Genomic DNA, 25,294 nt, shown 5'->3' with positions numbered 1-25,294 from the left:
CAAGATATATCTTGCAACGGCCGACAGTGCGAAGTGAGTGACTTTCGAGACTTTCGTTGGATTTGCGGCGAAGGCTGGACGGCAAAAGGGGCGAGGCGATGCCAGTGGCGGCGACCGGGGATTATGACGACGGCAACATCTTTGCCCGCATCTTGCGCGGCGAGATTCCGTCGCAGCGTATTTACGAGGACGCGTTTGCCGTGGCGTTCCACGACATCAATCCGCAGGCGCCGGTGCATGTGCTGGTGATCCCCCGCGGACCTTATATCAGCTGGGCGGATTTTTCGGCCAGGGCCACGGACGCGGAGATCGCCGGGTTCGTGCGCGCCGTCGGCCAGGTGGCGCGCGACCTGGGGCTGGAGGAGCCGGGCTATCGGCTGCTCGCCAATGCCGGGGTCCATGCCCATCAGGAGGTGCCGCACCTGCACGTCCATATCTTTGGCGGGCGGCAGATGGGGGCGATGCTGCCGCGCTAGCCCCTAAGACGTTGAATGGGCTTCGCCCATGCGGCGGATGGCGGCGATCTTGGCGTGCAGCGCGCTCCAGTCGTCGGCGGCGGCGATCGGGGCCCAGATCGCCTCGACCTCGTCGATGAGCATCGTGCAGGGTTCGGCGTCGGACCAGTATTCGTGGCTCGGCGGGGGGCCGGCATAGGCGGGGACGATGGCGCGGAAGGCGGCAAAGGCGTCGCCGTCATAGATGGCATCGGCGGGTGAGGCGCCGCGTCGGGTGCCGCCGCGCCAGTCGAACCAGAAGCGATCGGGGTTCATACGGCTGGTGGTCAGCGCGGTTTCGATGGCGCGGACAAGGCCGGTGTCGTCGGGACCGGAGGCGACGCCGAGGCGGGCGAGCATCGCGGTGACCAGCGCCGCCTGGTAGCGATCGGGGAAGGCCTCCAGCGCCGGGCGCAGTTCCTCCAGCGGGGCGATCAGGCGGAGGGCGCCGGCGAGTTGAAAGGCGTTCCACTGCAGCGCCTCGGCCTGGCGGCCGAAGCTGTAGAGGCCGTGATGGTCGAAATAGGCGGCGGTGAAATCGGGGTCCCACGCCGGGGCGAAGCGCCAGGGGCCATAGTCGAAGGATTCGCCGGTTATGTTGATATTGTCGGTGTTGAGCACGCCATGGACGAAGCCCGCCACCATGAACTGCGCCGCCAGCCGGCTGCCGGTGGTGACGACATGATCGAGCAGCGCCGCCGCCGGCGAGGGGCCGCTGGCGTCCGGCGCGAAATGGCGCAGCGCATAGCCGACCAGCCGGTTGAGGGCGTCGGCATCCTGGAGATAGGCCTGGCGCTGGAAACTGCCGTAGCGGACATGGCTGTGATTGAGCCGGACGAGCACGGCGCCGCGGGTGGGCGAGGGTTCGTCGCTCCGCTGCAGTTCCTCCCCTGTCTCGATGACGGAAAATGTCCGGGATGTCAGGAGGCCGAGCGCCTCCAGCATTTCGGTGGCGAGGATTTCGCGGACGGCGCCCTTCAGCGTCAGGCGGCCGTCGCCGGCGCGGCTCCACGGCGTCTGGCCGCTACCCTTGGTGCCGAGGTCCATCAGCCGGCCGCGATCGTCGAAGCCTTGGGCAAACAGGAAGCCGCGGCCGTCACCGAGATCGGGATTATAGGTGCGGAACTGGTGGCCGTGATAGCGCAGCGCCAGCGGCGTTTCGAGGCTGCCGGGCAGCGGCTGGAACCGCCCGAAATGCGCCAGCCACTCGGCGTCGGACAGCCCGTCGAGGCCGATCTCCGCCGCGGCGCGATCGTTGCGGAAGCGCAGGATGGTCTGCGGAAAGGCGGCCGGGCGAACGGGATCGTAGAATTCGGGACCGAGCTCGAGAATCGTCGTCGCCGGGTGGAATTCGCTCACCCGGGACGAACGGTCAGGCCGTGGGATAGTTGCAGGCGGCGCGGACGAAGCGGACGGTCTCGCGCTCGACCCGGGCGGCGTCCTCGGGGGACGTCGCGGTCAGGATACGCTCGATCGCGTCGCCGACGATATGGTGGGTGAACGAGGCGGCAATCTCGATATCAACGTCCGTAATGCCGCGCCTGGCCATGGCGAGGGTCATCTGGCGGTGGATCCATTCGGTCGTCGTCGCCTTGGCGGCGTGGTAGAACGGCTCCGCCTCCGGGTTCTTGACCATCGCCGGCTTGCCGACTTCGCACTCGCTGCCGGTGATGCCTTCCCACAAATTGCTGGTGCGGCAGAATTCGAACACGCGGGGGATGATGATGCCGGGTTCCAGGTCCTCCAGCTTGTCGTCGCCCTGCATTGCCTCGATCATGGTCTGGCCATAGCGGGCACCCAGTTCGGCGAGCAGCGCCTTCTTGGAGCCGAAATGATAGAAGATCGACCCTTCCGAGACATCGGCTTCCCGAGCGATGTCGGCGGTGCCGGTGGCGGAAAATCCCTTGGTCGAGAACAGCATGTTGGCGGCGGTCAGCACGCGCTGCTTGGTTTCGGCGGGATCGTAGCGCCGGGCACGAGCGTCGATGCGCGTGTCGGCGCGGGTGCCGGCCTTCCCGGCCTTGCCTGAATCAACGATGCGTGAATCGATTGCGCGCGTTGCCACTGCCGATGATCTTCCTTATCCCCCCCGGGAGGCATGCTTATAGCGCGCCAGCTGAGTCTGAGTCAAAACATCACTCGAGCGGGCGGGAGGCGCGTGTTGGGCCGGACAGCAACATCGCCCGCGACCGCCCCCGAATGGATCGACGGCTATTACTGGTCCGATGACGGCCTGCGGCTGCACTGGCGCGAGCTGCCCGCCGGCCCCGACGTGCCCGCCGATCGCCCGGCGCTGCTGTGCATCCCGGGCCTCACCCGCACCACCGCCGATTTCGAAGCGCTCGGCGCGCGCCATGGCGGCCGCTGGCGCGTCATCGCCGTCGACCTGCGTGGCCGCGGCGATTCGGCCTGGCCGCGCGATTCGCTCAGCTATGTGCCGCTGTCCTACCTCCATGATCTCGGCCTGTTGATCGCCGCGGCCGGCATCGATCGCTTCATCGCCATCGGATCGTCGGTCGGCGGCGTGCTGGCGATGCTGCTGACCATCGGCCATCGCGCCCGCATCGCCGGCGCCATCCTCAACGACATCGGCCCGGTCATCGAGCCCGACGGGCTGCGCCGGATGCGCGCCAATGTCGGGCGCCAGGCCAACTGGCCGACCTGGGTCCATGCGGCGCGCGACCTGGCGGCGCGCAATGCCGACATCTATCCCGGCTGGACGCTGCGCGACTGGCTGGGCTTTGCCAAGCGGCTGTGCAAGTTGAACCCGGCGGGGCGCATCGTCTTCGATTACGACCCACGCATCGCCGAGGCGTTCCGCCTGCCCAATGGCGATGCCGGCGCCGACCTGTGGACCGCCTTCGACGCGCTGCAGGGCGTGCCGGTGCTCAGCCTGCGCGGCGCCTTGTCGGATGTGCTGAGCCGGGAGACGCAGGCCGAGATGGCGCGGCGACTGCCGGAGATGACAGTGGTGAACGTGCCCGGCGTCGGCCATGCTCCGACTCTGGACGAGCCGGTGGCCGGCAAGGCCGTCGACGCCTGGCTGGACCGGGTACTGAGGGGAGAGACGACATGACGGATCGTAATGTCTGGCGGCTGGCGCGGCGCCCGGTCGGCGATATCGCCGACGGCGACCTGGTTTACGGCGCGGAGGCGCTGCCGGCGCTGGCCGACGGCCAGTTTTCGCTGCGCGTCACCTATCTGTCGCTCGATCCGACCAACCGCATCTGGATGAGCGACCAGGAACAGTACATGCCGCCGGTCGAGGTCGGCGCCCCGATGCGCGGCGGCGTCTGCGGTCGCGTCGTCGAAAGCCGCAAGGACGGGGTCAACCCTGGCGACCTTTATGCCGGCCTTGGCGAATGGGCCGATGTGATGGTCACCGACGGCACCGGGCTGAGCCGGCTGCCGGAGATTCCGGGCGTGCCCCTGGCCGCTGCCTTCGGCACGCTCGGCCTCGTCGGCCCGACCGCCTATTTCGGGCTGATGGACATCGGCCAGCCCAAGCCGGGCGAGACGCTGGTGGTGTCGGCCGCGGCCGGCGGCGTCGGGCAGATCGTCGGGCAGATCGGCAAGATCAAGGGACTGCGCGTCATCGGCATCGCCGGCGGCAAGGCGAAATGCGACTATGTCGTCGACGAACTCGGCTTCGATGCCTGCATCGACTATAAATCGCAGGACGTCGGCGCCGAGCTCGACCGGCTGGCGCCCGATGGCATCGACATCAATTTCGAACATGTCGGCGGCGACATCATGGTGCAGGTGCTGAAGCGCATGAAGCTGTTCGGCCGCGTCGCGCTGTGCGGCATGATCAGCAGCTACAACGCCACCGAGGCATCGGAGCCGCCGGGGTTCTGGACGATGATCCTGATGCGCCGGCTGACCATCCGCGGTTTCATCGTCACCGATTTCGCCAGCCGTTTCGCCGAATCCGGCCAGGCGATGCTCGGCTGGATGCTGGAGGGCAGGCTGAAGACCCGGCAGGACATCCGCCCCGGGCTGGAGAATGCCGCCACCGCGGTGAAGGACCTTTATACCGGCGGCAATTTCGGCAAGCTGCTGGTGGAGGTGACGCCGCCCTGACGGGCCGGCGAGCGCCGAGCATAAACCGCCGGACGGTGCGCGTTTACCATATGTTAGGATTGCGTTTATCACAGGCTTTGGTTACGAGTCGGTAACAACCGACCGTTACTTCGCCTGAGGAAACCATTCATGTCCCGCCTTCTCGCCGCGCTTGCCGTCGCCCTGCCGATTATCGCCAGCCCCGCCACGGCGGCTACTTGGACCTTCGGTGGCGCCAACGCCACGCTGGCGTCGTTGACGAAGACCGTCGCCGGCGAAGCGACGCTGACCGTCGTGGCCCGTGGCTTCACCGCGGCGCCATCGACGCTGACCAACATCTCCCAGCTGTCGACGCTGCGCACCATCGATCGGATTTCGTCGAGCATCGGCGTCGTCGGCGGTGCCAACACCCAGCTCGATACCAACGCCACGTCGGGCCAGCCGCGCGAAGCCTTCATCATCACCTCGGATCGGCTGCTCAGCCTGACCGGCATCAGGCTGTCGGTGGTCGATCTCAATGACACGATGCAGCTTTACGGCGTCGGCGCCGGTGGCGCTCTGGTGTCTCTCGGCTTCGGCGGCACCATCGCCGGCGGCCTCGACGGCCTTGCCACCGCCGTCAACACCGGCACCATCTCCGCCAATGTCGGCGGCACCTCGGCGCTGACCTTCAACACGCCGCTCAGCCGCTTCCAGCAATATGTGCTGACCACCCGCGCCGGCGGCGATGTGCTATTCAACGGCGACTTCGGCCAGGGCTACCGCCTCGACACGATCTCCGCCGCCGTCGTGCCGGAACCTGCCAGCTGGGCGTTGCTGATCGCCGGCTTCGGCCTCGTCGGCGCCATGCAGCGCCGCCGCCGGACGGCCGTCGCGCGCATCGCTGCCTAGGTCCAGGTCCCGAACGGCAGCAGCGCGGCATAGTCGGGCAGCGCCTTGCCCGGCAGCCGAGCCCCTTCGCGCAAGCAATAGGCATCGGCGACGATGCAGGCCTGCTGCTCGATGCCATAGCGGCGGAACGGCTTGCCCGGCGCCAGCACATAGCCGTACCGCGCCAGCGGCGGCCGCCGCAGGATCAGGTTAACCCCCTGCTGGCGCTGCCAGACATGAGTCATCTCGTGGATGAAATGCGCCCGCATGCCGAGCGGCTGGGCGGCATAGTCGGCACACCAGTTATAGCCGTTGGGGTGGCACCAAATATGGCCGTCGGGCGCCATCGTCACCCACCAGGGGTGAAACATCCAGAATTTTGCATTGCGGATGGTGACGGCGTCGAGATCGAGGCTGTTGCCGAATACCGATGCCGCCAGCGCGCGTTCGGCCGCCGTCAGCGGCCGAATGCGCGGCCGAGGGTCAGGACCTGCTAAATCCATGGCCCGGCACGCTTCGAGGCAGCCCACCACGAGTGAGTGAGCGCAGTGGCGCACCTTTCAGGTGCGTCCAAGCGAAGCGAGCGCTGTGGCGGGCTGCCTCGAAGCGCCCGTTGGGTGAGGCAGAGTGGCAAAATGGCGTCGTCGAACGCGCTTGCCGGGGGCGAAGCCCCGCCTGCGCACGCTCTCCTAGCCATTTTGCCGCTCTGCCTCATGACGGGCCATGGATTTAACAGGTCCTGACCCTAGTGTCCGGCATGAGCCGCATCGCCGACAGGCTGGACCTTGGCGGTCACGGTCACCTTTTTCCCGCTGCCGAACGCCAGCGTGATCGGCAGCGTCTTGATCGGGGCGGACAGGCCAAAGATCATCAGGTGATTGCCGCCGGGCGCAAAACTCACCGCCGCCCCGGCCGGCACCGGCACGGCGTCGAGCTTGGCCATCGACATGATCCCGCCGGCCATTGTCATGCTGTGCATCTCGATGCGCGCGCCGGGCGCCGTCGCGCCGATCAGCCGGTCGGGCTGGCCGCCGCCGGTGATGGTCAGATACCCTGCCGATGGCCGCCCCGGCACCGGGTTGAGGCGCACCGTCGCCGCGGTCGCGCGTGGTGCCGTCTTGTCCCAGGCTTCCTTCACCGGCGCCGTCGTCGTCGCCTGCCGGGCCGGTGCCGCAAGGCCGGGAGCGGCAAAGGCCAGCAGGGCATAGGCGATGGGGGTGCGCATGGACGGGCCTTTGTGATCGAGGAGCGTTTCGGCCTGGCATTTAGGAAGCCCGCCGGCCGATGTCATCGGCTTGCGTTACAATCTCCGCATACCTAAATGCGCCACCACTATTGAACGGGCCTGCACGGCCATTATTTGACAGCAGGGCATCAACACCAGGGACGATGGACGGCGCCGCTTCGGGGTGCCATCGCACGGGCCCGAACAAAGGACGGAACGAACATCATGGCAAAAGTCATCGGTATCGACCTCGGCACCACCAACAGCTGCGTCGCGGTCATGGAAGGGTCGGCCCCCAAGGTCGTGGAGAATGCCGAAGGCGCGCGCACGACGCCGTCGCAGGTCGCCTTCACCAAGGATGGGGAGCGCCTCGTCGGCCAGCCGGCCAAGCGCCAGGCGGTGACCAATCCCGAGAATACCGTATTCGCGGTCAAGCGCCTGATCGGTCGCGGCTTCAACGATCCGATGACCCAGAAGGACATGGCGCTCGTTCCGTACAAGATCGTCAAGGGCGGCAATGGCGACGCCTGGGTTCAGGCCGGCGGCCAGGATTATTCGCCCTCGCAGGTTTCCGCCTTCATCCTTCAGAAGATGAAGGAAACCGCCGAGGCGTATTTGGGCGAGACCGTCACCCAGGCCGTCATCACCGTGCCTGCCTACTTCAACGACGCCCAGCGCCAGGCCACCAAGGACGCCGGCAAGATCGCCGGCCTCGAAGTTCTGCGCATCATCAACGAGCCGACCGCCGCGGCGCTGGCCTATGGCCTCGACAAGCGCAACGATGCCAAGACCGTCGCCGTCTATGACCTTGGCGGCGGCACCTTCGACGTGTCCGTGCTTGAACTGGGTGATGGCGTCTTCGAAGTGAAGTCGACGTCGGGCGATACCTTCCTGGGCGGTGAGGATTTCGACGCCAAGCTGGTCGAATTCCTGTCGTCGGACTTCAAGAAGGCCGAAGGCATCGACCTGACCAAGGACAAGCTGGCCCTGCAGCGCCTGAAGGAAGGCGCCGAAAAGGCCAAGATCGAGCTGTCGTCGTCGGCCTCGACCGAGGTCAATTTGCCGTTCATCACGGCCGACGCCACGGGGCCGAAGCACCTCGTCAAGACGATCACCCGCACCGACCTCGAAAAGCTGGTCCTCGACCTCATCGAGCGCACCCGCAAGCCGTGCCTCGATGCGATCAAGGAAGCCGGCGTCAAGGCCAGCGACATCGACGAAGTCATCCTCGTCGGCGGCATGACCCGCATGCCGCGCGTCCGCCAGTTCGTGAAGGAACTGTTCGGCAAGGAGCCCAACACCTCGGTCAACCCCGATGAAGTCGTTGCCATGGGCGCCGCCATCCAGGCCGGCGTGCTGCAGGGCGATGTCAAGGACGTGCTGCTGCTCGATGTCACCCCGCTGAGCCTCGGCATCGAGACGCTGGGCGGCGTGTTCACCCGCATGATCGACCGCAACACGACGATCCCGACCAAGAAGTCGCAGACCTATTCGACCGCCGACGACAACCAGTCGGCCGTGACGATCCGCGTCTTCCAGGGTGAGCGCGAGATGGCGGCGGACAACAAGATGCTCGGCCAGTTCGACCTGGTCGGCATTCCGGCGGCACCGCGCGGCATCCCGCAGATCGAGGTCACCTTCGACATCGACGCCAACGGCCTCGTCAGCGTCAATGCCAAGGACAAGGGCACCGGCAAGGAGCAGCAGATCCGCATCCAGCCGTCGGGTGGCCTGTCCAAGGACGACATCGAGCAGATGGTCAAGGACGCCGAGAAGTTCGCCGAGGAAGACAAAAAGCGCCGCGCCGTCGCCGAGGCCCGTAACCAGGCCGACTCGCTGATCCATTCGACCGAGCGCCAGCTCGCCGAACATGGTGACAAGGTCGGCGCCGATGTGAAGGCCGAGATCGAGACGGCGGTTGCCGACCTGAAGGGCATCCTCGACGGCGGCGACCCCGACGCGCTGACGACGAAGACGACGACGCTGTCGAATGCCGCGATGAAGCTGGGCGAGGCGATCTATTCCGCCGAACAAGCCAAGGCGGCATCGCCCGAGGCGGAAGCGCCGAAGGACGACAATGTCGTCGACGCCGAATTCTCGGATGTCGAGGACGACAAGAAGTGATCTAACTCCCCTCCCGCGTGCGGGAGGGGTCGGGGGTGGGGAGTCCGTCAGGGTGGGGTATCGCGCTTTCCGAAGCGCTCCCCCACTCCAGCCCCTCCCGCAGCCGAAGGCGACGCCTTCGTCAACCGGGAGGGGAGCAGATTGGCAAGATGAGCACCGAAATCGATTATTACGAGCTGCTGGAATGCCAGCGCGGCGCCGATGAATCGACGCTGAAATCCTCGTATCGCCGGCTGGCGATGAAGTGGCACCCGGACAAGAACCCGGGTGACGCCGCAGCCGAGCAGCGCTTCAAGGCGATCAGCGAAGCCTATGACGTGCTGAAGGACCCGCAGAAGCGCGCGGCGTACGACCGCTACGGCCATGCTGCTTTCACCAGCCAAGGCGGCGGCGGCGGTGGCTTCGGCGGCGCCCAGGACTTCGGCGGCTTTTCCGACATCTTCGAAAACATTTTCGGCGAATTCATGGGCGGTGGGCGCCAGCAGCGCGGCCGCGGTGGTGCGACGCGCGGCCAGGACCTGCGCTACGACCTCGAGATGACGCTCGAGGAGGCGTTCACCGGCAAGGAAGCGACGCTGACCATCGAGGTTGCCGCCGCCTGCGAGCCCTGCGCCGGCAGCGGCGCCAAGCCCGGCACTTCGGCCCGCACCTGCTCGACCTGCGGCGGCCAGGGCCGCGTCGCCATGCGCCAGGGCCTGTTCGCCGTCGAACGGACCTGCCCCGCCTGCCAGGGCACCGGCCAGGTCATCGCCGACCCGTGCGACACCTGCCACGGCGCCGGCCGCGTCGAAAAACAGAAGACGATGAACGTCAACGTGCCGCGTGGCGTCGATGACGGCACCCGCATCCGCGTCGCCGGCGAAGGCGAGGCCGGATCGCGCGGCGGCCCGGCCGGCGACCTGTACATCTTCGTCCATCTGAAGGCGCACAAGCTGTTCAAGCGCGAGGGCACCACGCTGTTCGCCGTCGCGCCGATCTGCTTCACCACGGCAGCGCTTGGCGGCGAGATCGAGGTTCCCGCTCTCGACAAGGAGGCCGCCGTCGTCCGCATCCCGCACGGCACCCAGACCGGCAAGCAATTCCGCGTGCGCGGCCGCGGCATGCCGGCGCTGAACGGCGGCGCCGCCGGTGGCGGCTTTGGCGACCTGGTTGTCCAGGTCGAGGTCGAGACGCCGGTCAAGCTGACCAAGCGCCAGCGCGAGCTGCTGGAGGAATTCCAGACGCTGGAGGCAGAAGAGGGCGGCAAGAACAACCCCCGCCAGTCCGGGTTCTTCGACAAGCTCAAGGACGCCTGGAACGAACTCACCGACTGATACCCTCTCCCGCCTGCGGGAGAGGCGAGAGACGGCGAAGCCGACCCGGGTGAGGGTGGTGTCCTGGCGTCTGTGCGAGGCAGCACCCTCACCCGCCGCGCTGGCGCGTGAGTCGCCTCTCCGCAAGCGGGAGAGGGGTGACCTCCTCGCCCATCTGTGCCAAAGCGCGCCCTTCAAATTTCCGGAGCCAAAGATGATCGACGCCGAATGGTGGGACTATGACGATGCCGACGAACTCGCCGAGGCTGTGGCCGGCGATGTCGGCTTCATCGTCGAACAGGCTCTGGAGGCGCGCGGCCGCGCCATCGTGGCCTTCCCGGGCGGCGAGACGCCGAAGCCGGCGCTGGAGCTGCTCGCCGCGCGCAAGCTCGAATGGGCCGACGTGACGATCGTGCCGACCGACGACCGGCTGGTGGCACCGACCGACCCGCGTTCCAACGTCGGCATGCTGGCCCGCATGTTCCTGCCGAAAAAGGCGCGGGTCGTGCCGCTCAGCGCCGGCGAGACCGATCCCCAGGCGGCAGGCCGCGCGGCCGACGAGCGCCTCGCCGATCTCGAATGGCCGCTCGACCTTGCCTGGCTCGGCGTCGGCGCCGACGGCCATGTCGCGTCGATCTTCCCCGGCCCCGATTACGACGGCGCGCTGAACGGCCCCAAGGTGCGCCGCGCCATGGGCGTCCGCCCCGATCCGATGCCGGCCAACATGCCGGTCAACCGGGTCACGCTGACCAAGTCGGCGCTGGTCTCCGCCCGCGTCGTGACGCTGGTGCTGACCGGCAAGGACAAGCGCAAGCTCGTCGAAAAGGCCATCAAGGACGGCGCCGCGAGCAACCTGCCGATCGGGCGGCTGCTCGCCGACCTCGACATGGACATCGACATCCACTGGTGCGCGTGAGGCCCTAACTGCCCTTCACGAGATGGTGGGCGATCAGGCTTTCCGCGCAGTCGACGATGGTTTCTTCCTCCGGCCGCGGTGTCCAGCCGAGCACGGCCCTGGCGTGTGCCGAGGTGCATTCGCGGACCTTGCCGAGTTCGGGCACGACCATGCGGACCGTGGGGTCGAATCGCGCCGCGATGCGCAGCAGCCAGTCGGGCAGGCCGCGCGTCGGGACGTGCTTGGCCTTGTCGCCGAGCCGGATCTTCAGCACGTCGGCGACGTCACGCATCCACATGAACTTGCCGGCGGCGATGAAGCGCTCGTTGTTCATGCCCGGCGCGGTCATGGCGCGAACATGCAGGTCGGCGACGTCGCGGACATCGACCACGGCGAAACCCAGCCGCGGCAGGCCCGGCAGGGCACCGTCGAGGAGCTTCTTCACCACCTCCAGCGAGGGCGAAAAGTCGCCGCCGAGCACCGGCCCCAGCACCGCCGACGGGTTGATGGTGACGAACTCCATGCCGATGCCATAGCGCGCCATAAAGTCGCGCGCCGCCCGCTCGGCAAAGGTCTTCGACCGGATATAGGCATAAGTGTCGGGGTTGGTCGGGTCGGTCCAATGGCTTTCGTCGAACACCGGCCGCGGCTCCGGATGGCCATAGGCGATCGCTGCCATCGACGACGTCATGACGACCCGCTTGACCCCGGCGCCCTTGGCCGCGGCGAGCGCGCGGAGGGCACCCTCACGCGCCGGGCGGATCAGGTCCTGCTCGTCCTTCGGCTCGCGATCGGGGATCGGCGAGGCGATATGCTGGACATAGTCGCAGCCGGCGACGGCCTCTTCCCAGCCGTCGTCGCGCGACAGGTCGGCGGCGAACAGCTGCAGGTCGGGCGCGCCGAGCGAGGCTCGCACGGCATCGGCGCGGGCGAGATTGCGGATCGTGCCGCGCACTGTCCAGCCGTCAGTTAAAAGCTGTTTAATGATGAAACCGGCGATATAACCGGATGCGCCCGTAACGAGCACCACGCCCTTGGACATATTCACCCCCGAAATTTCACGCTGGCGACACCTCCCAGCGTCTGGTATCAGGATGACAAATGGCGTCTGAACTGTCAACCGATGTCGAGCGCCGTTATGCGGTAGTGGCCGCCGCGCTCAAGGCATTCTCGCGCTTCGGCTACCGGCGCACCGCCATGGCCGACATCGCCGCCGAGGCCGGGGTCTCGCGACCGTCGCTCTACCTCGTCTTTGCCAACAAGGTGGCGGTGTTCCGCGCCCTGATCGACGTGCTGTTGTCGGGCGCGATGTCGGGTGCCGAGGCGGCCTGGCCCGACGGCATGGCGCCCGGCGAGGGCCTGGCCGCGGCGATCCTCGCCAAGGACCTGCCGATCCATCAGCTGTTCGCCGCAACCCCACACGCCGCCGAGATCCTCGCCGAGGCGGAAGCGCTCGCCGGCGACCTGCACCGCGATGTCGCCGTCCGCTTTGCCAGGCTGGTCGCCGACCGCCTCGGCGCCGCCGGGGACGCCGATGCCGAAGCCACCGCCCGTCTGGTCGCCAACGCCGCCAATGGCCTGAAGCACGCCGGGCTGGACGAGGCGACCTATGTCGGCGATGTCCGCCGTCTTGCGGCAATGGTGGCCGCCAGCCTGGCCGGTGGCAACGCCCCGCATTGAGGTCGGCGTTGCAGGCGGAGGATTCCATACACGGCGCGACGCCGGACGGCATGCCGTCCGCGCCGCCGATGATCGTGCCCGCGGCGTTCGCCGCCATCGTTTTCGCTGGTCTGTGTTTCCAGCAGCAGTTGTTCCACGACGGCGATACCGGCTGGCACCTCGCCACCGGCCGGCTGATTCTGGCCACGGGCACCGTGCCGGTCACCGACCCGTTCAGCTTCACGCGGCCGGGAGCACCCTGGGTCACCCATGAATGGCTCGCCGAGGTGGCGATGCAACTCGCCTTCCGGACGGGCGGCTGGGCCGGGCTTGCCGTGCTGTCCAGTGCCGCGGCGGCCGGCCTGTGCCTCGTTCTGGGACGCGAATTCAGCCGTTGGCTGCCGCCGACGCGGGCCTTGATCGCGATGCTGCTGGTGGCGATCGTGCTGGCGCCCTTTGTGCTGGCGCGCCCGCACCTGCTCGCCTGGCCGATCCTCGCCGCCTGGACGCTGCTGCTCATGCGCGCCAGCGAGGCCGGCCGCGCGCCGCCCCTTGCCGCCGCCGTCATCATGCTTGTGTGGGCAAACATGCACGGCAGCTTCCTGCTCGGCCTGGTCCTGATCGGGCCATTCGCGCTGGAGGCCGTGCTGGCCGCAGCGCGGCGCGGCGCCATGCTTGCCGGCTGGGCGTCCTTCGGCATCGCGGCGACCATCGCCGCGATGGTCACCCCGAACGGCCTCGAGGGCCTGCTGTTTCCGTTGCAGGTCAGCGGCATGTCGACGCTTCACCTGATCATCGAATGGCGGCCGACCTCGCTGGTGCGCGACCTCACCTTCACGATCCCGCTCGCGCTGACGGTCGGCGTGCTGCTGTGGAACCGCGTGCGGCTTTCGCCGGTCAGGACGGTGCTGCTGCTGGTGCTGGTCTGGATGGCGTTCGCGCATGTCCGGCACCAGGCGGTGCTGGGCATCGTCGGGTCATTGCTGCTGATCCGGCCGATCGCCGCGCGTCTGGGCGGCGCGCCCCCGGCGGCGACGCCTGCCGCGCGCCCGCTCTCCATCGCCGTGCTGGCCGGCGTCGTCGCCGTGCTGGCGGCGCGGCTGGCACTGCCGATGCCGCGGACAGACAGCATCAACAACCCGGCCGCGGCGATCGCCGCCGTCTCGCCGGCGCTGCGCCGCGCCGCGGTCTTCAACGAATACAACTTCGGCGGCAGCCTGATCTTTGCCGGGATCCGACCCTTCATCGACGGCCGGGCCGACATGTATGGCGACGACTTCGTCCGCGATTTCGACCGGGCCGCGAATGGCGACAGCGCGGCCTTTGCCGCCGCCGCCCGCCGCTGGGACATTCGCTGGGCGATCCTGCAGCCGGAATCGCCGCTGGTTGCCGGGTTGCAGGCCGCCGGCTGGCGGCGCATTCATGCCGATCGCTGGGCCGTGGTCTATGAAGCCGTCGGGAATCAGCCGGAGACTCCCGCCGCCGATGGATAAGTTGCCGATCTTTCTCGATGTCGCGGGTCGCGACGTGATCGTCGTCGGCGATGGCGAGGCGGCGGCGGCCAAGGCGCGGCTGGTAACGGCGGCCGGGGGCCGCGTCACCGACGAAGCCGCCACGCAGCCGATCCTGGCGTTCGTCGCGCTCGACGACGAGGACGCGGCCCGGGCCGCGGCGGCGCGGCTGCGGGCGCGGGGCCTGCTCGTCAACGTCGTCGACCGGCCGGCGCTGTCGGATTTCCTGATGGGCGCGATCATCGACCGGTCGCCCGTCGTCGTCGCCGTGTCGACCGGCGGCGCCACGGCGAGCCTGTCGCGGGCGCTGCGCGGCCGGCTGGAGGCACTGCTGCCGGCATCGCTGGGGCCCTTGGCTGCCGCGATCGGCGCGGCGCGGACTGCGGCGAGCGCAGCACATCCCGGCGTATCGGACCGGCGCCGGCTGTGGGAACGGGCGCTGGCCGAAGGCGCGCCGCTCGATCCGCTGCGCACGATCGACGATACCGGGGCGGCGGTGGCGACGGCAATCGCCGGCGGCTCGGCGGCGGTGACCGAGGTGCGGACGATCATCGTCGCCGGCGCCGATCCGGGGGAATTGACGCTCAACCAGCTCGCCGCGCTCGGCCGTTGCGACACGCTGGTCGTCGATGGTGCCGTACCGTCGGCGATCGTCGACCGGGCCCGGCGCGACGCGGTGCGACTGGCCGCGCTGCCCGATCCGGCGCCGGAAGGGCTGACGGTGATACTGCGTCAGGCCAGCAGTTCGGTATCCCAGTAGAGATAGTCGCGCCAGGTATCGTGGAGATAGTGCGGCGGGAACGCCCGGCCGTTTTCCTGCAACTGGTAGGTCGCCGGCTGGAACGGCCGCTGGCGCAGCGCCATGTGCGCCTCCGCCGGGGTGCGGCCGCCCTTCTTGAGGTTGCACGGCGCACAGGCGGTGGTGACATTCTCCCAGGTGGTGCGGCCGCCATAGGCGCGCGGCACGACGTGATCGAACGTCAGGTCGTTCGGCGCACCGCAATATTGGCAGGCGAAGCGATCGCGCAGGAACAGGTTGAACCGGGTGAAGGCCGGGTGGGTCGCCGGGCGCACATATTGGCGCAAGGCGATGACGCTCGGGATCTTCATCTCGAAGCTGGGGGAGCGGATGACCCGGTCATATTCGGCGATGATGTCGACGCGCTCGAGGAACGCCGCCTTGATCGCCGTCTGCCACGGCCACAGCGACAGCGGATAATAGGACAGGGGGGTGTAGTCGGCATTGAGCACGAGTGCCGGGCACGCATCGGGTGGCGACAGGACATTGGGGTGATACATGCGCGCGCCCGCTCCCTCGTTGCCGGGGATGGCCGTCCGCAACCACTGGGCCCTGTCGCACAGGTGCTTGCGCACCCAAGGCCGCTTGCGGGCGGCCGATCCGTGGTTGGCGCCTTCTACAACACTTCGTGTGGCAGGCAAATGACAATACATGATGTTGTGCTGCGCAGCGCCGCGGCGCGCGTGCCGCGCGCCGACAGGCGCAAGCACGGCCGGCGGGGCGTTCGGCCACGCCGAACGAACCCGTCCGACGGCGCGGACTTTGCCCGCGTCCCCTTCCTTGGCTAGTCTGACAACAATGTACGTCACCCGTTTCGCCCCCTCCCCAACCGGCCCGCTGCACCTCGGCAACGCGCTGTCGGCCTATACCGGCTGGACCCGCGCCCGGAATAACGGCGGCACGTTCCTGCTCCGCATCGAGGACATCGACACCAGCCGCTGCCGCCCCGAACACGAGGCCGCCGCCCGCGCCGACCTGGCCTGGCTCGGTCTCGACTGGGACGGGACGGTGCTGCGCCAGTCCGAACGCGGCGCCGTCTATGCCTGGGCCATCGCGCGATTGCGGGTGATGGGCCTCGAATATCCCTGTTTCTGCAGCCGCGCCGACATCGCCGCCGCCGCCAGCGCGCCGCATGGCCCCGACGGCCCCATCTACCCCGGCACCTGCCGCCACCTGTCCGACACGGAACGCAGCCGCCGCATGGCCGGCGAAGCCTTTGCCTGGCGGCTCGACGTTGCCGCCGCCCTGGCCATCACCGGACCATTGACGTGGCATGACAGCGAGGCCGGGCCGGTGCACGCCGATCCGGCGGCCGGTGGCGATGTCGTCGTCGGCCGCAAGGCGATCGGCGTCAGCTACCATCTCGCCGTCGTCGTCGACGATGCGGCGCAGAGCGTCACCGAGGTCGTGCGCGGTGCCGACCTGTTCGAGGCGACCCATGTCCAGCGGCTGCTGCAGGCGCTGCTCGGCCTGCCGACGCCGAGCTATCACCACCACCCGCTGCTCACCGACAGCGAGGGCCGGCGGCTGGCCAAGCGCGACGGCGCGCCGACGCTCGCCGCGCTGCGCGCCGCCGGCGTGGATCCGGCCGCGGTCCGGTCGGCGCTGGATGCGGCCCGCGCGGCCCCTGCGACGCCATGGCGGCTTGGCGAATTTGGGCTGCCATCCCACCTCTGACCACAGGCAGCGCTTGCACGCACATCGCAACCGTGCGAGCGAACCCGCTGCCGACAAAGGATCGTCCAATGCAGGCCATGCTCATCATCTTCATGGTGGTCGCCGCCCTCGCCACCCTGGGCGTCCTCGCCCGCGGCATCATCATCATGGCGCGCGGCAAGGACATTACCGGCAAGCAGTCCAACAAGATGATGAGCTACCGCGTCGCCTTCCAGGCGCTGGCGATCGTCTTCATCGTCATCCTGTTCCTGATCAACCGGCAGGGCTAGAACCCGCCATGGTCAAGCTCAACCGCATCTACACCCGCACCGGCGACGACGGCACCACGGGCCTTGTCGATGGCTCGCGCCGGTCCAAGGCCGATCCGCGGCTGCACGTCGTCGGCGCCGTCGACGAGGTCAACGCCGCGATCGGCATGGCGCGGCTGCATGCATCACCGCCGACGGCGCTGGCGCTCGGGCGCATCCAGAACGACCTGTTCGACCTCGGCGCCGACCTGGCGACCCCCGACGGCATCGACGGCGCGCTGCGCATCGTGCCGGCGCAGGTCGACTGGCTGGAGGCGCGCATCGATGCCGCCAACGATGCGCTGGCGCCGCTGACCAGCTTCATCCTGCCCGCCGGAACCCCGGCGGCGACGGCGCTGCACTTGGCGCGCACCATCACCCGGCGGGCCGAGCGTGACGGCGTAGCGGCGATCGCCGCCGGCGAGACCCTTGGTCACACCGCGATGCAATATTTGAACCGTTTGTCCGATTATCTGTTTGTCCTCAGCCGGGTGGAAAATTCCGCCACCGGCGATGTGCTGTGGGTGCCCGGCGCGAACCGGTAAGGCGGCGCCGGCAAGCGGGAGACGGCCGATGACATTGATCGCCACGACGCGATCTGCCGACCCGCTGCTCGTGCAGTTCGGCGCCGTGCGGTCGCTGGCGGTCAGCCTGGCGGACCCCTTGTCCGATGCCGATGCCAGTGCCCAGTCGATGCCCGACGCCTCGCCGGCGAAATGGCACCTGGCGCACACCAGCTGGTTTCTCGAAACCTTCATCCTGACCGGTCGCCCGGGCTATCGGCTGTTCGACGATCGCTTCAACTATCTGTTCAACAGCTATTACGAGGCCGTCGGCGCGCGCCATGCCCGCGACCGCCGCGGGCTGATCACGCGGCCCAGCCTCGAGGACGTGCTGGCCTATCGGGCCCATGTCGACGCCGGCATGGACCGCGCCTGGAATAGCTTCGACGCGGCGACGCGCACGCTGATCGAGCTTGGCCTCAACCACGAGCAGCAGCACCAGGAGCTGTTGCTGACCGACATCCTCGACCTGTTCGCGGCAAACCCCATGGAGCCGGCGCTGTTTCCGCCGTCCGAAGTGCCGGCCGCCCGCCAGGGCGATGGCTGGACCGCGCACGCCGGCGGCATCCACCGCATCGGCCATACTGGCACCGGCTTTCATTTCGATTGCGAAGGCCCGGTGCATGACGTGCTGATCCGGCCGTTCGCGCTCGCCGACCGGCTGGTCAGCAACGGCGACTGGGCGGCCTTCATCGCCGGTGGCGGCTATGCCGATCCGGCGCTGTGGCTGTCCGACGGCTGGGCCTGGGTGCAGAAAAATGCCATCGCCGCACCGCTGCGCTGGCGGCACGGCGATGACGGCTGGACGAGCTTCACCCTGTCCGGGCGTCGCCCCGTCGATCCCGCGGCACCGGTGACGCATATCAGTTTCTACGAGGCCGATGCCTTTGCCAGCTGGGCGGGGGCGCGCCTGCCGACCGAGGCGGAATGGGAGGTCGCGGCGGCGAGCGAGGACGCGTCCGCCGGCAACCAGCTCGATCGCTCCGGGCCGGTGCAGCCGCTGGGCAGTGCCGGTTTGTTCGGCGATTGCTGGCAATGGACGGCCTCGGCGTTCCTGCCCTACCCCGGCTTTCGCCCGGCCGAAGGCGCGGTCGGCGAGTACAACGGCAAGTTCATGAACGGCCAGATGGTGCTGAAAGGCGCCAGCTGCGCCACGCCGCGCGGCAGTTCGCGCGCCAGCGTGCGCAATTTCTTCTACCCGCACATGCGCTGGCAATTCAGCGGGCTGCGACTGGCAAAGGACGCTTGATCATGGCCCGGCCCCTCCTCGTCCACGACGACGCCCGCGATTTCGCCGATGCCGTGCTGGCGGGCCTCGCTCAGCCGCAAAAGGTCATCCCGGCGCGCTTTTTCTACGATCGCGCCGGCTCCGAGCTGTTCGAGGCGATCACCGAGCTGCCCGAATATTACCCGACGCGCACCGAGATCGGCATCCTCGAGAGCCACGCCGCCGACATCGCCGCGACCGTCGGCCCGGGCCGGGCGGTGATCGAATTCGGCTCCGGCAGTTCGATGAAGACACCGCTGCTGCTGCGCGCCATCGCGCCCGCCGCCTATGTGCCGGTCGATATCTCGGCGGAATTCCTGCAGGCGTCGGCAGCGGCGCTGGCCGCCGATTTCCCCGGCCTGGTGGTGCTGCCGGTGGCCGCCGATTTTACCGCGCCGTTCAAGCTGCCGGGTGGCATCGCGGCGCTACCGCGGCTCGGCTTTTTCCCGGGGTCGACGCTCGGCAACCTGGCGCCGATCGCGGCGATCGATCTGCTGCGCGGCTTTGCCACCACGCTGGGCAACGGCAGCTGGCTGGTCATCGGCCTCGACCTTGCACCCGGCCCCGGCAAGTCACGCGCGACGCTGGAGGCGGCCTATGACGATGCGCAAGGGGTAACGGCGGCGTTCAACTGCAACCTGCTCCACCGCATCAACCGCGAGCTCGACGGCACCGTACAGACGCAGGATTTCACTCATCGCGCCGTCTGGAATGACGTTCTCGGCCGGATCGAGATGCACCTGGTGGCCGCATGCGACACCGGCTTCATGGCGGCCGGGCAACATTTCAGCCTGGCCGCCGGCGAGCATATCCACACCGAAAACAGCTACAAATGGACCCTGCCCGAAGCCCGGCTGATGGCGCGTGCCTCGGGCTGGGTGCCGGTCGCCGACTGGACCGACGCCGACGGCCGCTTCAGCCTCAACCTGTGGCAGCGCGACGACGGCCGGATGCAGCCCTAGAAGCGCAGCGCCGCCCGCACCAGCAGCCGCGGCCGCACGTCCTCCGCCGCCGCCGGATCGGCGATGCGATCGCGGTCGATCGACGTCGCCGTCGCGCTGACCCCGAGCGTCAACGGCCCGCGCACGTGATCGACGTCCAGCCGGACATCCGTGTAATCCCCCCCCGGCCGCAACCGGTTCGAACGCCCGGTGCCATCCGACGTCCCCATCGACCGCCCGGCCCCCGCGGCCACTGTCCAGGGCGTGCCCGGAATGCCGACCGCAGCCCGCGCGCCGAGATAGACATTGCTGCCGCCGATCGCTCCCTGCGCCGGTGCCCAGGCCGCCTGCATGCCCAGTTGCGCCGGGCCCAGCCCGAAACTCGCCCCGGCGCGCAGTTCGGCATAATCGAGGGGCCCGCTGCCGCCGGCGAAACCGTGCCCGACGACATCGGTCCACAGCTGCCACGGCCCGCTCCGCGTCGTCAGGCGCAGCGCCGCATCGGCGGCGGCGTCGGCGCCACCATGACGGCGGCTGCCGCGCAGTGTCGCGGCACCGATCTCGGCCGACAATGGCCCGGCGATCGGCACCGAGGCATAGGCTTCCAGCGCCGCGCGCCCGTCGCTCCAACCGATGCCGCGGCGTCGCAGGTCGCTGGACGCTTCGATATCGAACGTCGCCGCAGCCGCCGGGAAGGCCGTGGCCAACAGTGCGCCGGCGACAGCCAGCCCGGCTTTTGTCACTGGCCGCCGCTGGGCGATACGGTCTCGAGCTCGGCACGCAGATCCTGCTGGTCCCGCGCGGCAACCATTTCGATATGGCTGCGGATATCCGGCGCCAGCGCCGCGATGTCGCGATCGATGGCGCGGCGGCCGCTGATGCAGTCGCCCGGGCGGCTGCCCTTCATGGTCCTGGTCGGTGCCAGCGTGCGCACGACGCCGGCCCCGGCCAATCGGCGCTCGACGGCGATCTCCGCCTTCCAGGTACAGCGCATCGTGCCCATGCGGGTGCCGGCCGCCGTGCCGATCTGGCGCGTCGTGACCACCGGTCGCGCCTCATAGGTGGCGGCGATCGCGCTGCCGGGCCGGGCCGGCACGCTGTGCACGATGGGGGCGGGGGTGCCTTGCGCGAGAAGCGCGGCGGTTAGGTATGCAAGCGACATCATCTGCTCCTTTTCGATTATGTCGATCGGGTTGCTGATGTGCGGAACGCGCAACATTGCCGAGCCGCTGCACCAGTCACCCGATGCGGTCCGACATCACGATCATCATTGATCGCCAGAGGGGCCCGGCCCGCCCTGTCGAAATAGGCGACCGGCCTGTTCATTCAAGAGCTGCGGCACCCATGCGGTTGACTGGCGCCGCCCCACGTTGCAAGGCGTTCGGGTACAAACAGCCTTGGGAAGTGACGCACATGAAGGTCCTCGTGCCCGTCAAGCGGGTCGTCGATTACAACGTCAAGGTCAGGGTCAAGTCCGACCAGACCGGCGTTGAGCTCGCCAACGTCAAGATGAGCATGAACCCCTTCGACGAAATCGCCGTCGAGGAAGCCATCCGCCTGAAGGAAAAAGGCGTCGCGACCGAGATCATCGTGGTGTCGATCGGCGTCACCCAGTCGACCGAGACGCTGCGCACCGCGCTGGCAATGGGCGCCGACCGCGGTATCCTCGTCACCACCGACGTCACCACCGAATCATTGGCCGTCGCCAAGATCCTCGCCGCCATCGCCAGGGAAGAGGCACCCGGCCTGATCATCCTCGGCAAGCAGGCGATCGACGACGATGCCAACCAGACCGGCCAGATGCTGGCCGGCCTGCTCGGCTGGCCGCAGGGCACGTTCGCGTCAAAGGTCACCGTCGAGGGCGAGACCGTCCATGTCGCCCGCGAAGTCGATGGCGGCGCCGAAACCGTCGGCCTGAAGCTGCCGGCGATCGTCACCACCGACCTGCGCCTCAACGAACCGCGCTACGCGTCGCTGCCCAACATCATGAAGGCCAAGTCGAAGCCGATCGCGCAGAAGACGCCCGCCGACTATGGCGTCGACCCGACGCCGCGGCTGACCGTCCTCAAGGTCGTCGAGCCCGGCAAGCGCCAGGCCGGCATCAAGGTCAAGACCGTCGACGAGCTCGTCGAGAAACTGAAGACCATCGGAGCCGTGCAATGAGCAGCCTCGTTCTCGCCGAACACGACAATGTCGACCTGAAGGACGCGACGCTCGCGACCGTCACCGCCGCCGCCGCATTGGGCGGTGATGTTCATATCCTCGTCGCCGGCAAGGGCGCGCAGGGCGTCGCCGATGCCGCCGCGAAGATCGCCGGCGTGTCGAAGGTGCTGCTCGCCGACGACGCCACCTATGAAAACGCCCTCGCCGAAAACCTGGCGCCGCTGATCACCGGGCTGATGGCGAACTATGACGCTTTCGTTGCGCCGGCCACCACCCGCGGCAAGAATATCGCGCCGCGTGTCGCCGCCGCGCTCGATGTCGCGCAGATTTCGGAAATCCTGTCGGTCGAAAGCGCCGACACCTTCACCCGGCCGATCTATGCCGGCAACGCCATCGCGACGGTGCAGTCGTCGGATGCCAAGAAGGTCATCACCGTCCGCGGCACCGCCTTTGCCAAGGCGGCGGCCACCGGCGGTTCGGCGACGATCGAGACCGTCGGCAGCGCCGGCGATGCGGGCCTGTCGACCTTCGAGGGCGCCGAACTGACCAAGTCGGCCCGGCCGGATCTGACCGCCGCCAAGATCATCGTGTCGGGCGGCCGCGCGCTGGGCTCGTCGGAGAAGTTCCACGAGTTCATCGATCCGCTCGCCGACAAGCTGGGTGCCGCCGTCGGCGCCAGCCGCGCCGCCGTCGATGCGGGTTACGCCCCCAACGACTATCAGGTCGGCCAGACCGGCAAGATCGTCGCGCCCGAGCTGTACCTGGCGGTCGGCATCTCCGGCGCCATCCAGCACCTGGCGGGCATGAAGGACAGCAAGATCATCGTCGCCATCAACAAGGACGAGGAAGCGCCGATCTTCCAGGTCGCCGATGTCGGCTTGGTCGGCGACCTTTTCACCATCCTGCCGGAACTGACCAGCAAGCTCTGACATCCGCTAAATGCTTGCCTGAGGCCCATCGCGTCATCCCGACGCGATGGGCCTTTCGCATGCGTGCGTCTCGCGCTGCGACCTGGCGCCGCGCAACTTGCCGGCGCAACGAGCGTTTGGTTGCCGTGGGGCCTGGATGACGAAGGAGACAACCATGACTCGTGCAATGATTATCGCCGCGGCGACGCTCGCGGCCTTTACCACCACCGCCGCTGCCGATGCGAGGCCCGCAAAGCGTGCCAAGAGCACGGCATCCTCGTCGCAGCGGGAAGCAACAAAGGCGCTCAACCAGCAGCAGCTGGCGGCGTTGAATACCGGGTCGTCGATGTCGGGCGCCGCCATGTCGACCGGCAGCGCCGGCAGCTCGGGGATGAGCGACAGCACCGGTATGACGGGCAGCACGTCCACCGGTACGACGGGCAGCATGTCCAGCCCCGACGCGACGGGTACGCCGAACAACAGCGGCATGTCGACCACCGCGCCGGCCACCGACCCGGCATCGCCGTCGTCGCAGCCGATGAGCCCGACGCCGCCGCAGGGTACCATGGCCCCGACGACGCCGCCCCAGTAAGCTGAACGGGGCGCGTTAGGCCCTTACGGCCAGACACGTCGACGCATCGCCGCCGGGCCTATCGCCCGGCGGCGTTGTTGCGTTGTTCAATCGAGAGCCATGCCGATCCGGTCGGCAATGGCCCGATGCACATTCGCCAGTGCGATCTCGTTGGCACCAAAGATGATCGGCGTCATCGGATCGGCAGCGGCCATGTTGGTCCAGCCGTTGGCGGCAATGACATAATCCTCGGTGGAAACCACCCGCGCCGTGGCATCGAAGGCGAATTCGCATTCGGCGCGGTGCTGGTCCGACTGCACCCCGGTCGGCGCGTAGACCGCAAATTTCGTCACCATTTCGCCCGGCGTTTTGCCGGGGAACAGCCGGAAGATCTGGGTAAAGCCTTTGCCCGGTTCGATCGATCCGATGAACAATATCGTGTTGGGGAACAGGTAATGCACCCCGCCGTAATCGACCTCGGGCCACTCGCTTTCCGGCAGTGACGCCAGCGCCAGCGCCGTCTTGTCGGGGAAGCCAACGCGGTGGTGCGGCCCGAATTTGTCATAGACGCACATGTCGTTGAAATGCGTCTGCCCGATCGTCGAGGCGTGCAGCGTGGCGAAGTGATAGCCCTCGCCATAGGTATCGAGCGCGAATTTCCAGTTGGACGCGGCGCGCATCTCGCCGGCTTTCACCGGCTCCGCCTTGCCGAGCTCGAGCTGTGCCAGTTCGGGCAAAAAGCTGCCGAGATGATCCTCGATCATCACCGGTGTCGCCCCGGCGCGCGGCTGGACGAAGATGATCCCGTGCCATTCGGTACACGCCACCGGCACCAGGCCGAGATCCGCCTTGGCATGGCCTGCGAAGCCCCGCGCCCCCGGGAGGCCGACCAGCGCGCCGGCAAGGTCGAACGTCCAGGCATGGAACGGGCAGGTCAACCGCGCCGAGGAGGTGCAATCGGTCGCCAGCTTGGCGCCCCGGTGGGTGCACATGTTGAGAAAGGCGCGCGCGACGCCGTCCTTGCCGCGCAGGATCACGATGGGAACGCCGGTTTCCTCGAACAGCAGGCGATCGCCGGGGTTCGGCATGTCGTTCGACAGGCCGGCGACCAGGGGCACATCGCCGCCGAACAGGTGCCGCTGCTCGGCCGCGAAGCGTACGGGATCGGTGTAGGTGCCGGCACGATTGACGAACGGCCCGGGGGCCATGTCGGTGGTGCCGGCTGCGGCATGGGCGGCCGACCGCCGCTGGATCGCGCGGGCCTGCTGGCGGCGGCGCGCCGCCCAGTTCAAGCCCGGATCGGCATCGGCCATCAAAGTTCTCCCGCCAGATATTTGTCGAGCGTCGCGTGGAAGTGCCGGATGCGGCTTTCCTGGTAGTTGCCGAGCTCGACCCGGTCGTTGGCGGAGGATTTCAGCCCCTCCTGCACATAGGGCAGGTTCGCCATGTCCTGGTCGAAGACGCTGCCGAGCGCACCCCATTCGGTGACCGTCGCCCACGGTTCGTCCTCCCCGAGGAACCGCATCTCGGCGGCGCGCGGCCGCGGCCCGCCGGCGGGTTTGCGGAACAGCATCCGCACCTCCATCAGCGTTGCGTCCTGGTCCGCCCACGGTCGCCAGCGATACATGATGGCGGGGCCGAAGCCGCCCCAGGGGGCGATGTTGGGAAAGACATTATATGTCCAGGCGTCCAGCACTTCGCTGTCGGTGGCGTCGGACGCGTCATAGCCGAGTTCCGTCAGGTTCTCGGCGCGGTTCTTGTCGGCCAGTCCCGATCGCGCCGTCTGGCCAGGGGCAAGCTGCATCGGCGCCATGCCCTTCATCCGCGATCCCGCGGCGAACGCCTCGACGGGGCGCGAATCGGCGTCGAACAGCTCGGCGACGCCCGGGCCCGGACAACGGGCCGGCGGTTGCAGCGCGTCGCGATCGGCCATGCGATTCCTCCTGTGGAACCGCAGTATATGCCTCATAGCCCGCCGCGCGACCG

28 protein-coding genes are annotated in these 25,294 nt (G+C 68.3%); 18 read left to right on the top strand and 10 right to left on the bottom strand.

Annotation, left to right across the window (positions count from 1 at the left end; genetic code table 11):
- Positions 1-98 precede the first annotated feature (98 nt).
- Positions 99-476 (top strand): histidine triad nucleotide-binding protein, encoded by a 378-nt coding sequence (locus tag ACP7AI_RS11640; RefSeq protein ID WP_426167497.1) that lies wholly within the window; start codon positions 99-101, stop codon positions 474-476.
- A gap of 3 nt (positions 477-479) precedes the next feature.
- On the opposite strand, the gene ACP7AI_RS11635 is transcribed toward ACP7AI_RS11640, so the two are convergent.
- Both ACP7AI_RS11635 and ACP7AI_RS11630 read right to left on the bottom strand, forming a co-directional pair.
- Complete coding sequence (locus ACP7AI_RS11635; RefSeq protein ID WP_426167495.1) at positions 480-1,853, bottom strand: protein adenylyltransferase SelO family protein; 1,374 nt, start codon at positions 1,851-1,853, stop codon at positions 480-482.
- 13 nt (positions 1,854-1,866) lie between these two features.
- Positions 1,867-2,559 (bottom strand): TetR/AcrR family transcriptional regulator, encoded by a 693-nt coding sequence (locus ACP7AI_RS11630; RefSeq protein ID WP_426167493.1) that lies wholly within the window; start codon positions 2,557-2,559, stop codon positions 1,867-1,869.
- A gap of 96 nt (positions 2,560-2,655) precedes the next feature.
- Here ACP7AI_RS11630 and ACP7AI_RS11625 point away from each other — a divergent pair, with 96 nt between their 5' ends.
- The 3 genes from ACP7AI_RS11625 (at position 2,656) to ACP7AI_RS11615 (ending at position 5,447) form a co-directional block, all read left to right on the top strand.
- On the top strand, positions 2,656-3,570 hold the full coding sequence (locus ACP7AI_RS11625) for an alpha/beta fold hydrolase (protein WP_426167491.1): 915 nt from the start codon (positions 2,656-2,658) through the stop codon (positions 3,568-3,570).
- The gene (locus ACP7AI_RS11620) at positions 3,567-4,577 is read left to right on the top strand and encodes an NADP-dependent oxidoreductase (RefSeq protein ID WP_426167489.1); all 1,011 of its coding nucleotides are present in this window, start codon (positions 3,567-3,569) and stop codon (positions 4,575-4,577) included. The genes ACP7AI_RS11625 and ACP7AI_RS11620 overlap by 4 nt, the downstream gene beginning before the upstream one ends.
- Before the next feature lie 129 nt (positions 4,578-4,706).
- A complete protein-coding gene (locus ACP7AI_RS11615) occupies positions 4,707-5,447 on the top strand; it encodes a PEPxxWA-CTERM sorting domain-containing protein (RefSeq protein ID WP_426167487.1) in 741 nt (246 codons plus the stop codon).
- Here the strand turns inward: ACP7AI_RS11615 and ACP7AI_RS11610 are convergent.
- Positions 5,444-5,929: a vgr related protein gene (locus tag ACP7AI_RS11610; protein WP_426167485.1), complete on the bottom strand. Its 486-nt coding sequence runs from the start codon at positions 5,927-5,929 to the stop codon at positions 5,444-5,446. The two genes, ACP7AI_RS11615 and ACP7AI_RS11610, sit on opposite strands and share 4 nt — an antisense overlap.
- A 242-nt stretch (positions 5,930-6,171) precedes the next feature.
- Positions 6,172-6,651 (bottom strand): copper chaperone PCu(A)C, encoded by a 480-nt coding sequence (locus ACP7AI_RS11605; protein WP_426167483.1) that lies wholly within the window; start codon positions 6,649-6,651, stop codon positions 6,172-6,174.
- A 225-nt stretch (positions 6,652-6,876) separates the two neighbouring features.
- Between ACP7AI_RS11605 and dnaK the strand changes: the two genes are divergently transcribed.
- The 3 genes from dnaK (at position 6,877) to pgl (ending at position 10,983) form a co-directional block, all read left to right on the top strand.
- On the top strand, positions 6,877-8,775 hold the full coding sequence (gene dnaK / locus ACP7AI_RS11600) for a molecular chaperone DnaK (RefSeq protein ID WP_426167481.1): 1,899 nt from the start codon (positions 6,877-6,879) through the stop codon (positions 8,773-8,775).
- Between the two features lie 149 nt (positions 8,776-8,924).
- Positions 8,925-10,088, top strand: a complete 1,164-nt coding sequence (gene dnaJ, locus ACP7AI_RS11595) for a molecular chaperone DnaJ (RefSeq protein WP_426167479.1) — start codon at positions 8,925-8,927, stop codon at positions 10,086-10,088.
- 193 nt (positions 10,089-10,281) lie between these two features.
- Positions 10,282-10,983 (top strand): 6-phosphogluconolactonase, encoded by a 702-nt coding sequence (gene pgl, locus ACP7AI_RS11590; RefSeq protein ID WP_426167477.1) that lies wholly within the window; start codon positions 10,282-10,284, stop codon positions 10,981-10,983.
- 4 nt (positions 10,984-10,987) lie between these two features.
- On the opposite strand, the gene ACP7AI_RS11585 is transcribed toward pgl, so the two are convergent.
- A complete protein-coding gene (locus ACP7AI_RS11585; RefSeq protein WP_426168333.1) occupies positions 10,988-12,004 on the bottom strand; it encodes an SDR family oxidoreductase in 1,017 nt (338 codons plus the stop codon).
- A 59-nt stretch (positions 12,005-12,063) separates the two neighbouring features.
- Here ACP7AI_RS11585 and ACP7AI_RS11580 point away from each other — a divergent pair, with 59 nt between their 5' ends.
- From ACP7AI_RS11580 to ACP7AI_RS11570, 3 genes are read left to right on the top strand one after another with little or no spacing between them, the layout of a single operon-like run.
- Positions 12,064-12,642, top strand: coding sequence for a helix-turn-helix domain-containing protein (locus ACP7AI_RS11580; protein ID WP_426167475.1), 579 nt, complete (start codon positions 12,064-12,066; stop codon positions 12,640-12,642).
- Between the two features lie 50 nt (positions 12,643-12,692).
- A complete protein-coding gene (locus tag ACP7AI_RS11575; protein WP_426167473.1) occupies positions 12,693-14,114 on the top strand; it encodes a hypothetical protein in 1,422 nt (473 codons plus the stop codon).
- The gene (locus tag ACP7AI_RS11570; protein WP_426167471.1) at positions 14,107-14,892 is read left to right on the top strand and encodes a precorrin-2 dehydrogenase/sirohydrochlorin ferrochelatase family protein; all 786 of its coding nucleotides are present in this window, start codon (positions 14,107-14,109) and stop codon (positions 14,890-14,892) included. The genes ACP7AI_RS11575 and ACP7AI_RS11570 overlap by 8 nt, the downstream gene beginning before the upstream one ends.
- Here ACP7AI_RS11570 and ACP7AI_RS11565 read toward each other — a convergent pair.
- Entirely contained in the window at positions 14,865-15,431 is a 567-nt protein-coding gene (locus ACP7AI_RS11565; protein WP_426168331.1) for an HNH endonuclease, read from the bottom strand. The two genes, ACP7AI_RS11570 and ACP7AI_RS11565, sit on opposite strands and share 28 nt — an antisense overlap.
- Positions 15,432-15,729: 298 nt before the next feature.
- On the opposite strand from ACP7AI_RS11565, the gene gluQRS reads away from it, so the two are divergent.
- From gluQRS to egtD, 5 genes are all read left to right on the top strand, one after another.
- Complete coding sequence (gluQRS, locus tag ACP7AI_RS11560; protein ID WP_426167469.1) at positions 15,730-16,608, top strand: tRNA glutamyl-Q(34) synthetase GluQRS; 879 nt, start codon at positions 15,730-15,732, stop codon at positions 16,606-16,608.
- A 68-nt stretch (positions 16,609-16,676) separates the two neighbouring features.
- The gene (locus ACP7AI_RS11555) at positions 16,677-16,877 is read left to right on the top strand and encodes a twin transmembrane helix small protein (protein WP_426167467.1); all 201 of its coding nucleotides are present in this window, start codon (positions 16,677-16,679) and stop codon (positions 16,875-16,877) included.
- An 8-nt stretch (positions 16,878-16,885) separates the two neighbouring features.
- A complete protein-coding gene (locus tag ACP7AI_RS11550; protein WP_426167465.1) occupies positions 16,886-17,440 on the top strand; it encodes a cob(I)yrinic acid a,c-diamide adenosyltransferase in 555 nt (184 codons plus the stop codon).
- Positions 17,441-17,468: 28 nt separating this feature from the next.
- Positions 17,469-18,707 carry an ergothioneine biosynthesis protein EgtB gene (egtB, locus tag ACP7AI_RS11545; protein WP_426167463.1) on the top strand — a complete coding sequence of 413 codons (1,239 nt, stop codon included), beginning with the start codon at positions 17,469-17,471 and terminating at the stop codon, positions 18,705-18,707.
- Between the two features lie 2 nt (positions 18,708-18,709).
- Entirely contained in the window at positions 18,710-19,687 is a 978-nt protein-coding gene (gene egtD / locus ACP7AI_RS11540; RefSeq protein ID WP_426167461.1) for an L-histidine N(alpha)-methyltransferase, read from the top strand.
- Here the strand turns inward: egtD and ACP7AI_RS11535 are convergent.
- Both ACP7AI_RS11535 and ACP7AI_RS11530 read right to left on the bottom strand, forming a co-directional pair.
- The gene (locus ACP7AI_RS11535) at positions 19,684-20,373 is read right to left on the bottom strand and encodes a TorF family putative porin (RefSeq protein ID WP_426167459.1); all 690 of its coding nucleotides are present in this window, start codon (positions 20,371-20,373) and stop codon (positions 19,684-19,686) included. The two genes, egtD and ACP7AI_RS11535, sit on opposite strands and share 4 nt — an antisense overlap.
- Before the next feature lie 32 nt (positions 20,374-20,405).
- The gene (locus ACP7AI_RS11530; RefSeq protein WP_426167457.1) at positions 20,406-20,828 is read right to left on the bottom strand and encodes a hypothetical protein; all 423 of its coding nucleotides are present in this window, start codon (positions 20,826-20,828) and stop codon (positions 20,406-20,408) included.
- A gap of 251 nt (positions 20,829-21,079) precedes the next feature.
- Here ACP7AI_RS11530 and ACP7AI_RS11525 point away from each other — a divergent pair, with 251 nt between their 5' ends.
- The 3 genes from ACP7AI_RS11525 (at position 21,080) to ACP7AI_RS11515 (ending at position 23,329) form a co-directional block, all read left to right on the top strand.
- Complete coding sequence (locus ACP7AI_RS11525) at positions 21,080-21,829, top strand: electron transfer flavoprotein subunit beta/FixA family protein (protein WP_426167455.1); 750 nt, start codon at positions 21,080-21,082, stop codon at positions 21,827-21,829.
- Positions 21,826-22,758 (top strand): electron transfer flavoprotein subunit alpha/FixB family protein, encoded by a 933-nt coding sequence (locus ACP7AI_RS11520; RefSeq protein WP_426167453.1) that lies wholly within the window; start codon positions 21,826-21,828, stop codon positions 22,756-22,758. Before ACP7AI_RS11525 ends, ACP7AI_RS11520 begins: the two co-directional genes overlap by 4 nt.
- Before the next feature lie 154 nt (positions 22,759-22,912).
- Positions 22,913-23,329 (top strand): hypothetical protein, encoded by a 417-nt coding sequence (locus ACP7AI_RS11515; RefSeq protein ID WP_426167451.1) that lies wholly within the window; start codon positions 22,913-22,915, stop codon positions 23,327-23,329.
- An 86-nt stretch (positions 23,330-23,415) separates the two neighbouring features.
- On the opposite strand, the gene ACP7AI_RS11510 is transcribed toward ACP7AI_RS11515, so the two are convergent.
- Both ACP7AI_RS11510 and ACP7AI_RS11505 read right to left on the bottom strand, forming a co-directional pair.
- Positions 23,416-24,621, bottom strand: coding sequence for an aromatic ring-hydroxylating oxygenase subunit alpha (locus tag ACP7AI_RS11510; RefSeq protein WP_426167449.1), 1,206 nt, complete (start codon positions 24,619-24,621; stop codon positions 23,416-23,418).
- Complete coding sequence (locus ACP7AI_RS11505; RefSeq protein WP_426167447.1) at positions 24,621-25,241, bottom strand: SRPBCC family protein; 621 nt, start codon at positions 25,239-25,241, stop codon at positions 24,621-24,623. The genes ACP7AI_RS11510 and ACP7AI_RS11505 overlap by 1 nt, the downstream gene beginning before the upstream one ends.
- Positions 25,242-25,294 lie beyond the last annotated feature (53 nt).

Origin of the sequence: Sandarakinorhabdus sp. DWP1-3-1 (assembly GCF_049896705.1) — a bacterium.
GTDB lineage: Bacteria > Pseudomonadota > Alphaproteobacteria > Sphingomonadales > Sphingomonadaceae > Sandarakinorhabdus.
Note: the sequence above shows the minus strand (reverse complement) of the source record. Positions and strands in the feature narration are given on the sequence as shown.

Coding starts and splice junctions, on each gene's coding strand:
- ACP7AI_RS11640 (WP_426167497.1), top strand. CDS start 99: ATGCCAGTGGCGGCGACCGGGGATTATGACGACGGCAACATCTTTGCC.
- ACP7AI_RS11620 (WP_426167489.1), top strand. CDS start 3,567: ATGACGGATCGTAATGTCTGGCGGCTGGCGCGGCGCCCGGTCGGCGAT.
- ACP7AI_RS11615 (WP_426167487.1), top strand. CDS start 4,707: ATGTCCCGCCTTCTCGCCGCGCTTGCCGTCGCCCTGCCGATTATCGCC.
- ACP7AI_RS11610 (WP_426167485.1), bottom strand. CDS start 5,929: ATGGATTTAGCAGGTCCTGACCCTCGGCCGCGCATTCGGCCGCTGACG.
- ACP7AI_RS11605 (WP_426167483.1), bottom strand. CDS start 6,651: ATGCGCACCCCCATCGCCTATGCCCTGCTGGCCTTTGCCGCTCCCGGC.
- dnaK (WP_426167481.1), top strand. CDS start 6,877: ATGGCAAAAGTCATCGGTATCGACCTCGGCACCACCAACAGCTGCGTC.
- dnaJ (WP_426167479.1), top strand. CDS start 8,925: ATGAGCACCGAAATCGATTATTACGAGCTGCTGGAATGCCAGCGCGGC.
- pgl (WP_426167477.1), top strand. CDS start 10,282: ATGATCGACGCCGAATGGTGGGACTATGACGATGCCGACGAACTCGCC.
- ACP7AI_RS11585 (WP_426168333.1), bottom strand. CDS start 12,004: ATGTCCAAGGGCGTGGTGCTCGTTACGGGCGCATCCGGTTATATCGCC.
- ACP7AI_RS11580 (WP_426167475.1), top strand. CDS start 12,064: ATGGCGTCTGAACTGTCAACCGATGTCGAGCGCCGTTATGCGGTAGTG.
- ACP7AI_RS11575 (WP_426167473.1), top strand. CDS start 12,693: ATGCCGTCCGCGCCGCCGATGATCGTGCCCGCGGCGTTCGCCGCCATC.
- ACP7AI_RS11570 (WP_426167471.1), top strand. CDS start 14,107: ATGGATAAGTTGCCGATCTTTCTCGATGTCGCGGGTCGCGACGTGATC.
- ACP7AI_RS11565 (WP_426168331.1), bottom strand. CDS start 15,431: ATGTATCACCCCAATGTCCTGTCGCCACCCGATGCGTGCCCGGCACTC.
- gluQRS (WP_426167469.1), top strand. CDS start 15,730: ATGTACGTCACCCGTTTCGCCCCCTCCCCAACCGGCCCGCTGCACCTC.
- ACP7AI_RS11555 (WP_426167467.1), top strand. CDS start 16,677: ATGCAGGCCATGCTCATCATCTTCATGGTGGTCGCCGCCCTCGCCACC.
- ACP7AI_RS11550 (WP_426167465.1), top strand. CDS start 16,886: ATGGTCAAGCTCAACCGCATCTACACCCGCACCGGCGACGACGGCACC.
- egtB (WP_426167463.1), top strand. CDS start 17,469: ATGACATTGATCGCCACGACGCGATCTGCCGACCCGCTGCTCGTGCAG.
- egtD (WP_426167461.1), top strand. CDS start 18,710: ATGGCCCGGCCCCTCCTCGTCCACGACGACGCCCGCGATTTCGCCGAT.
- ACP7AI_RS11530 (WP_426167457.1), bottom strand. CDS start 20,828: ATGTCGCTTGCATACCTAACCGCCGCGCTTCTCGCGCAAGGCACCCCC.
- ACP7AI_RS11525 (WP_426167455.1), top strand. CDS start 21,080: ATGAAGGTCCTCGTGCCCGTCAAGCGGGTCGTCGATTACAACGTCAAG.
- ACP7AI_RS11520 (WP_426167453.1), top strand. CDS start 21,826: ATGAGCAGCCTCGTTCTCGCCGAACACGACAATGTCGACCTGAAGGAC.
- ACP7AI_RS11515 (WP_426167451.1), top strand. CDS start 22,913: ATGACTCGTGCAATGATTATCGCCGCGGCGACGCTCGCGGCCTTTACC.
- ACP7AI_RS11510 (WP_426167449.1), bottom strand. CDS start 24,621: ATGGCCGATGCCGATCCGGGCTTGAACTGGGCGGCGCGCCGCCGCCAG.
- ACP7AI_RS11505 (WP_426167447.1), bottom strand. CDS start 25,241: ATGGCCGATCGCGACGCGCTGCAACCGCCGGCCCGTTGTCCGGGCCCG.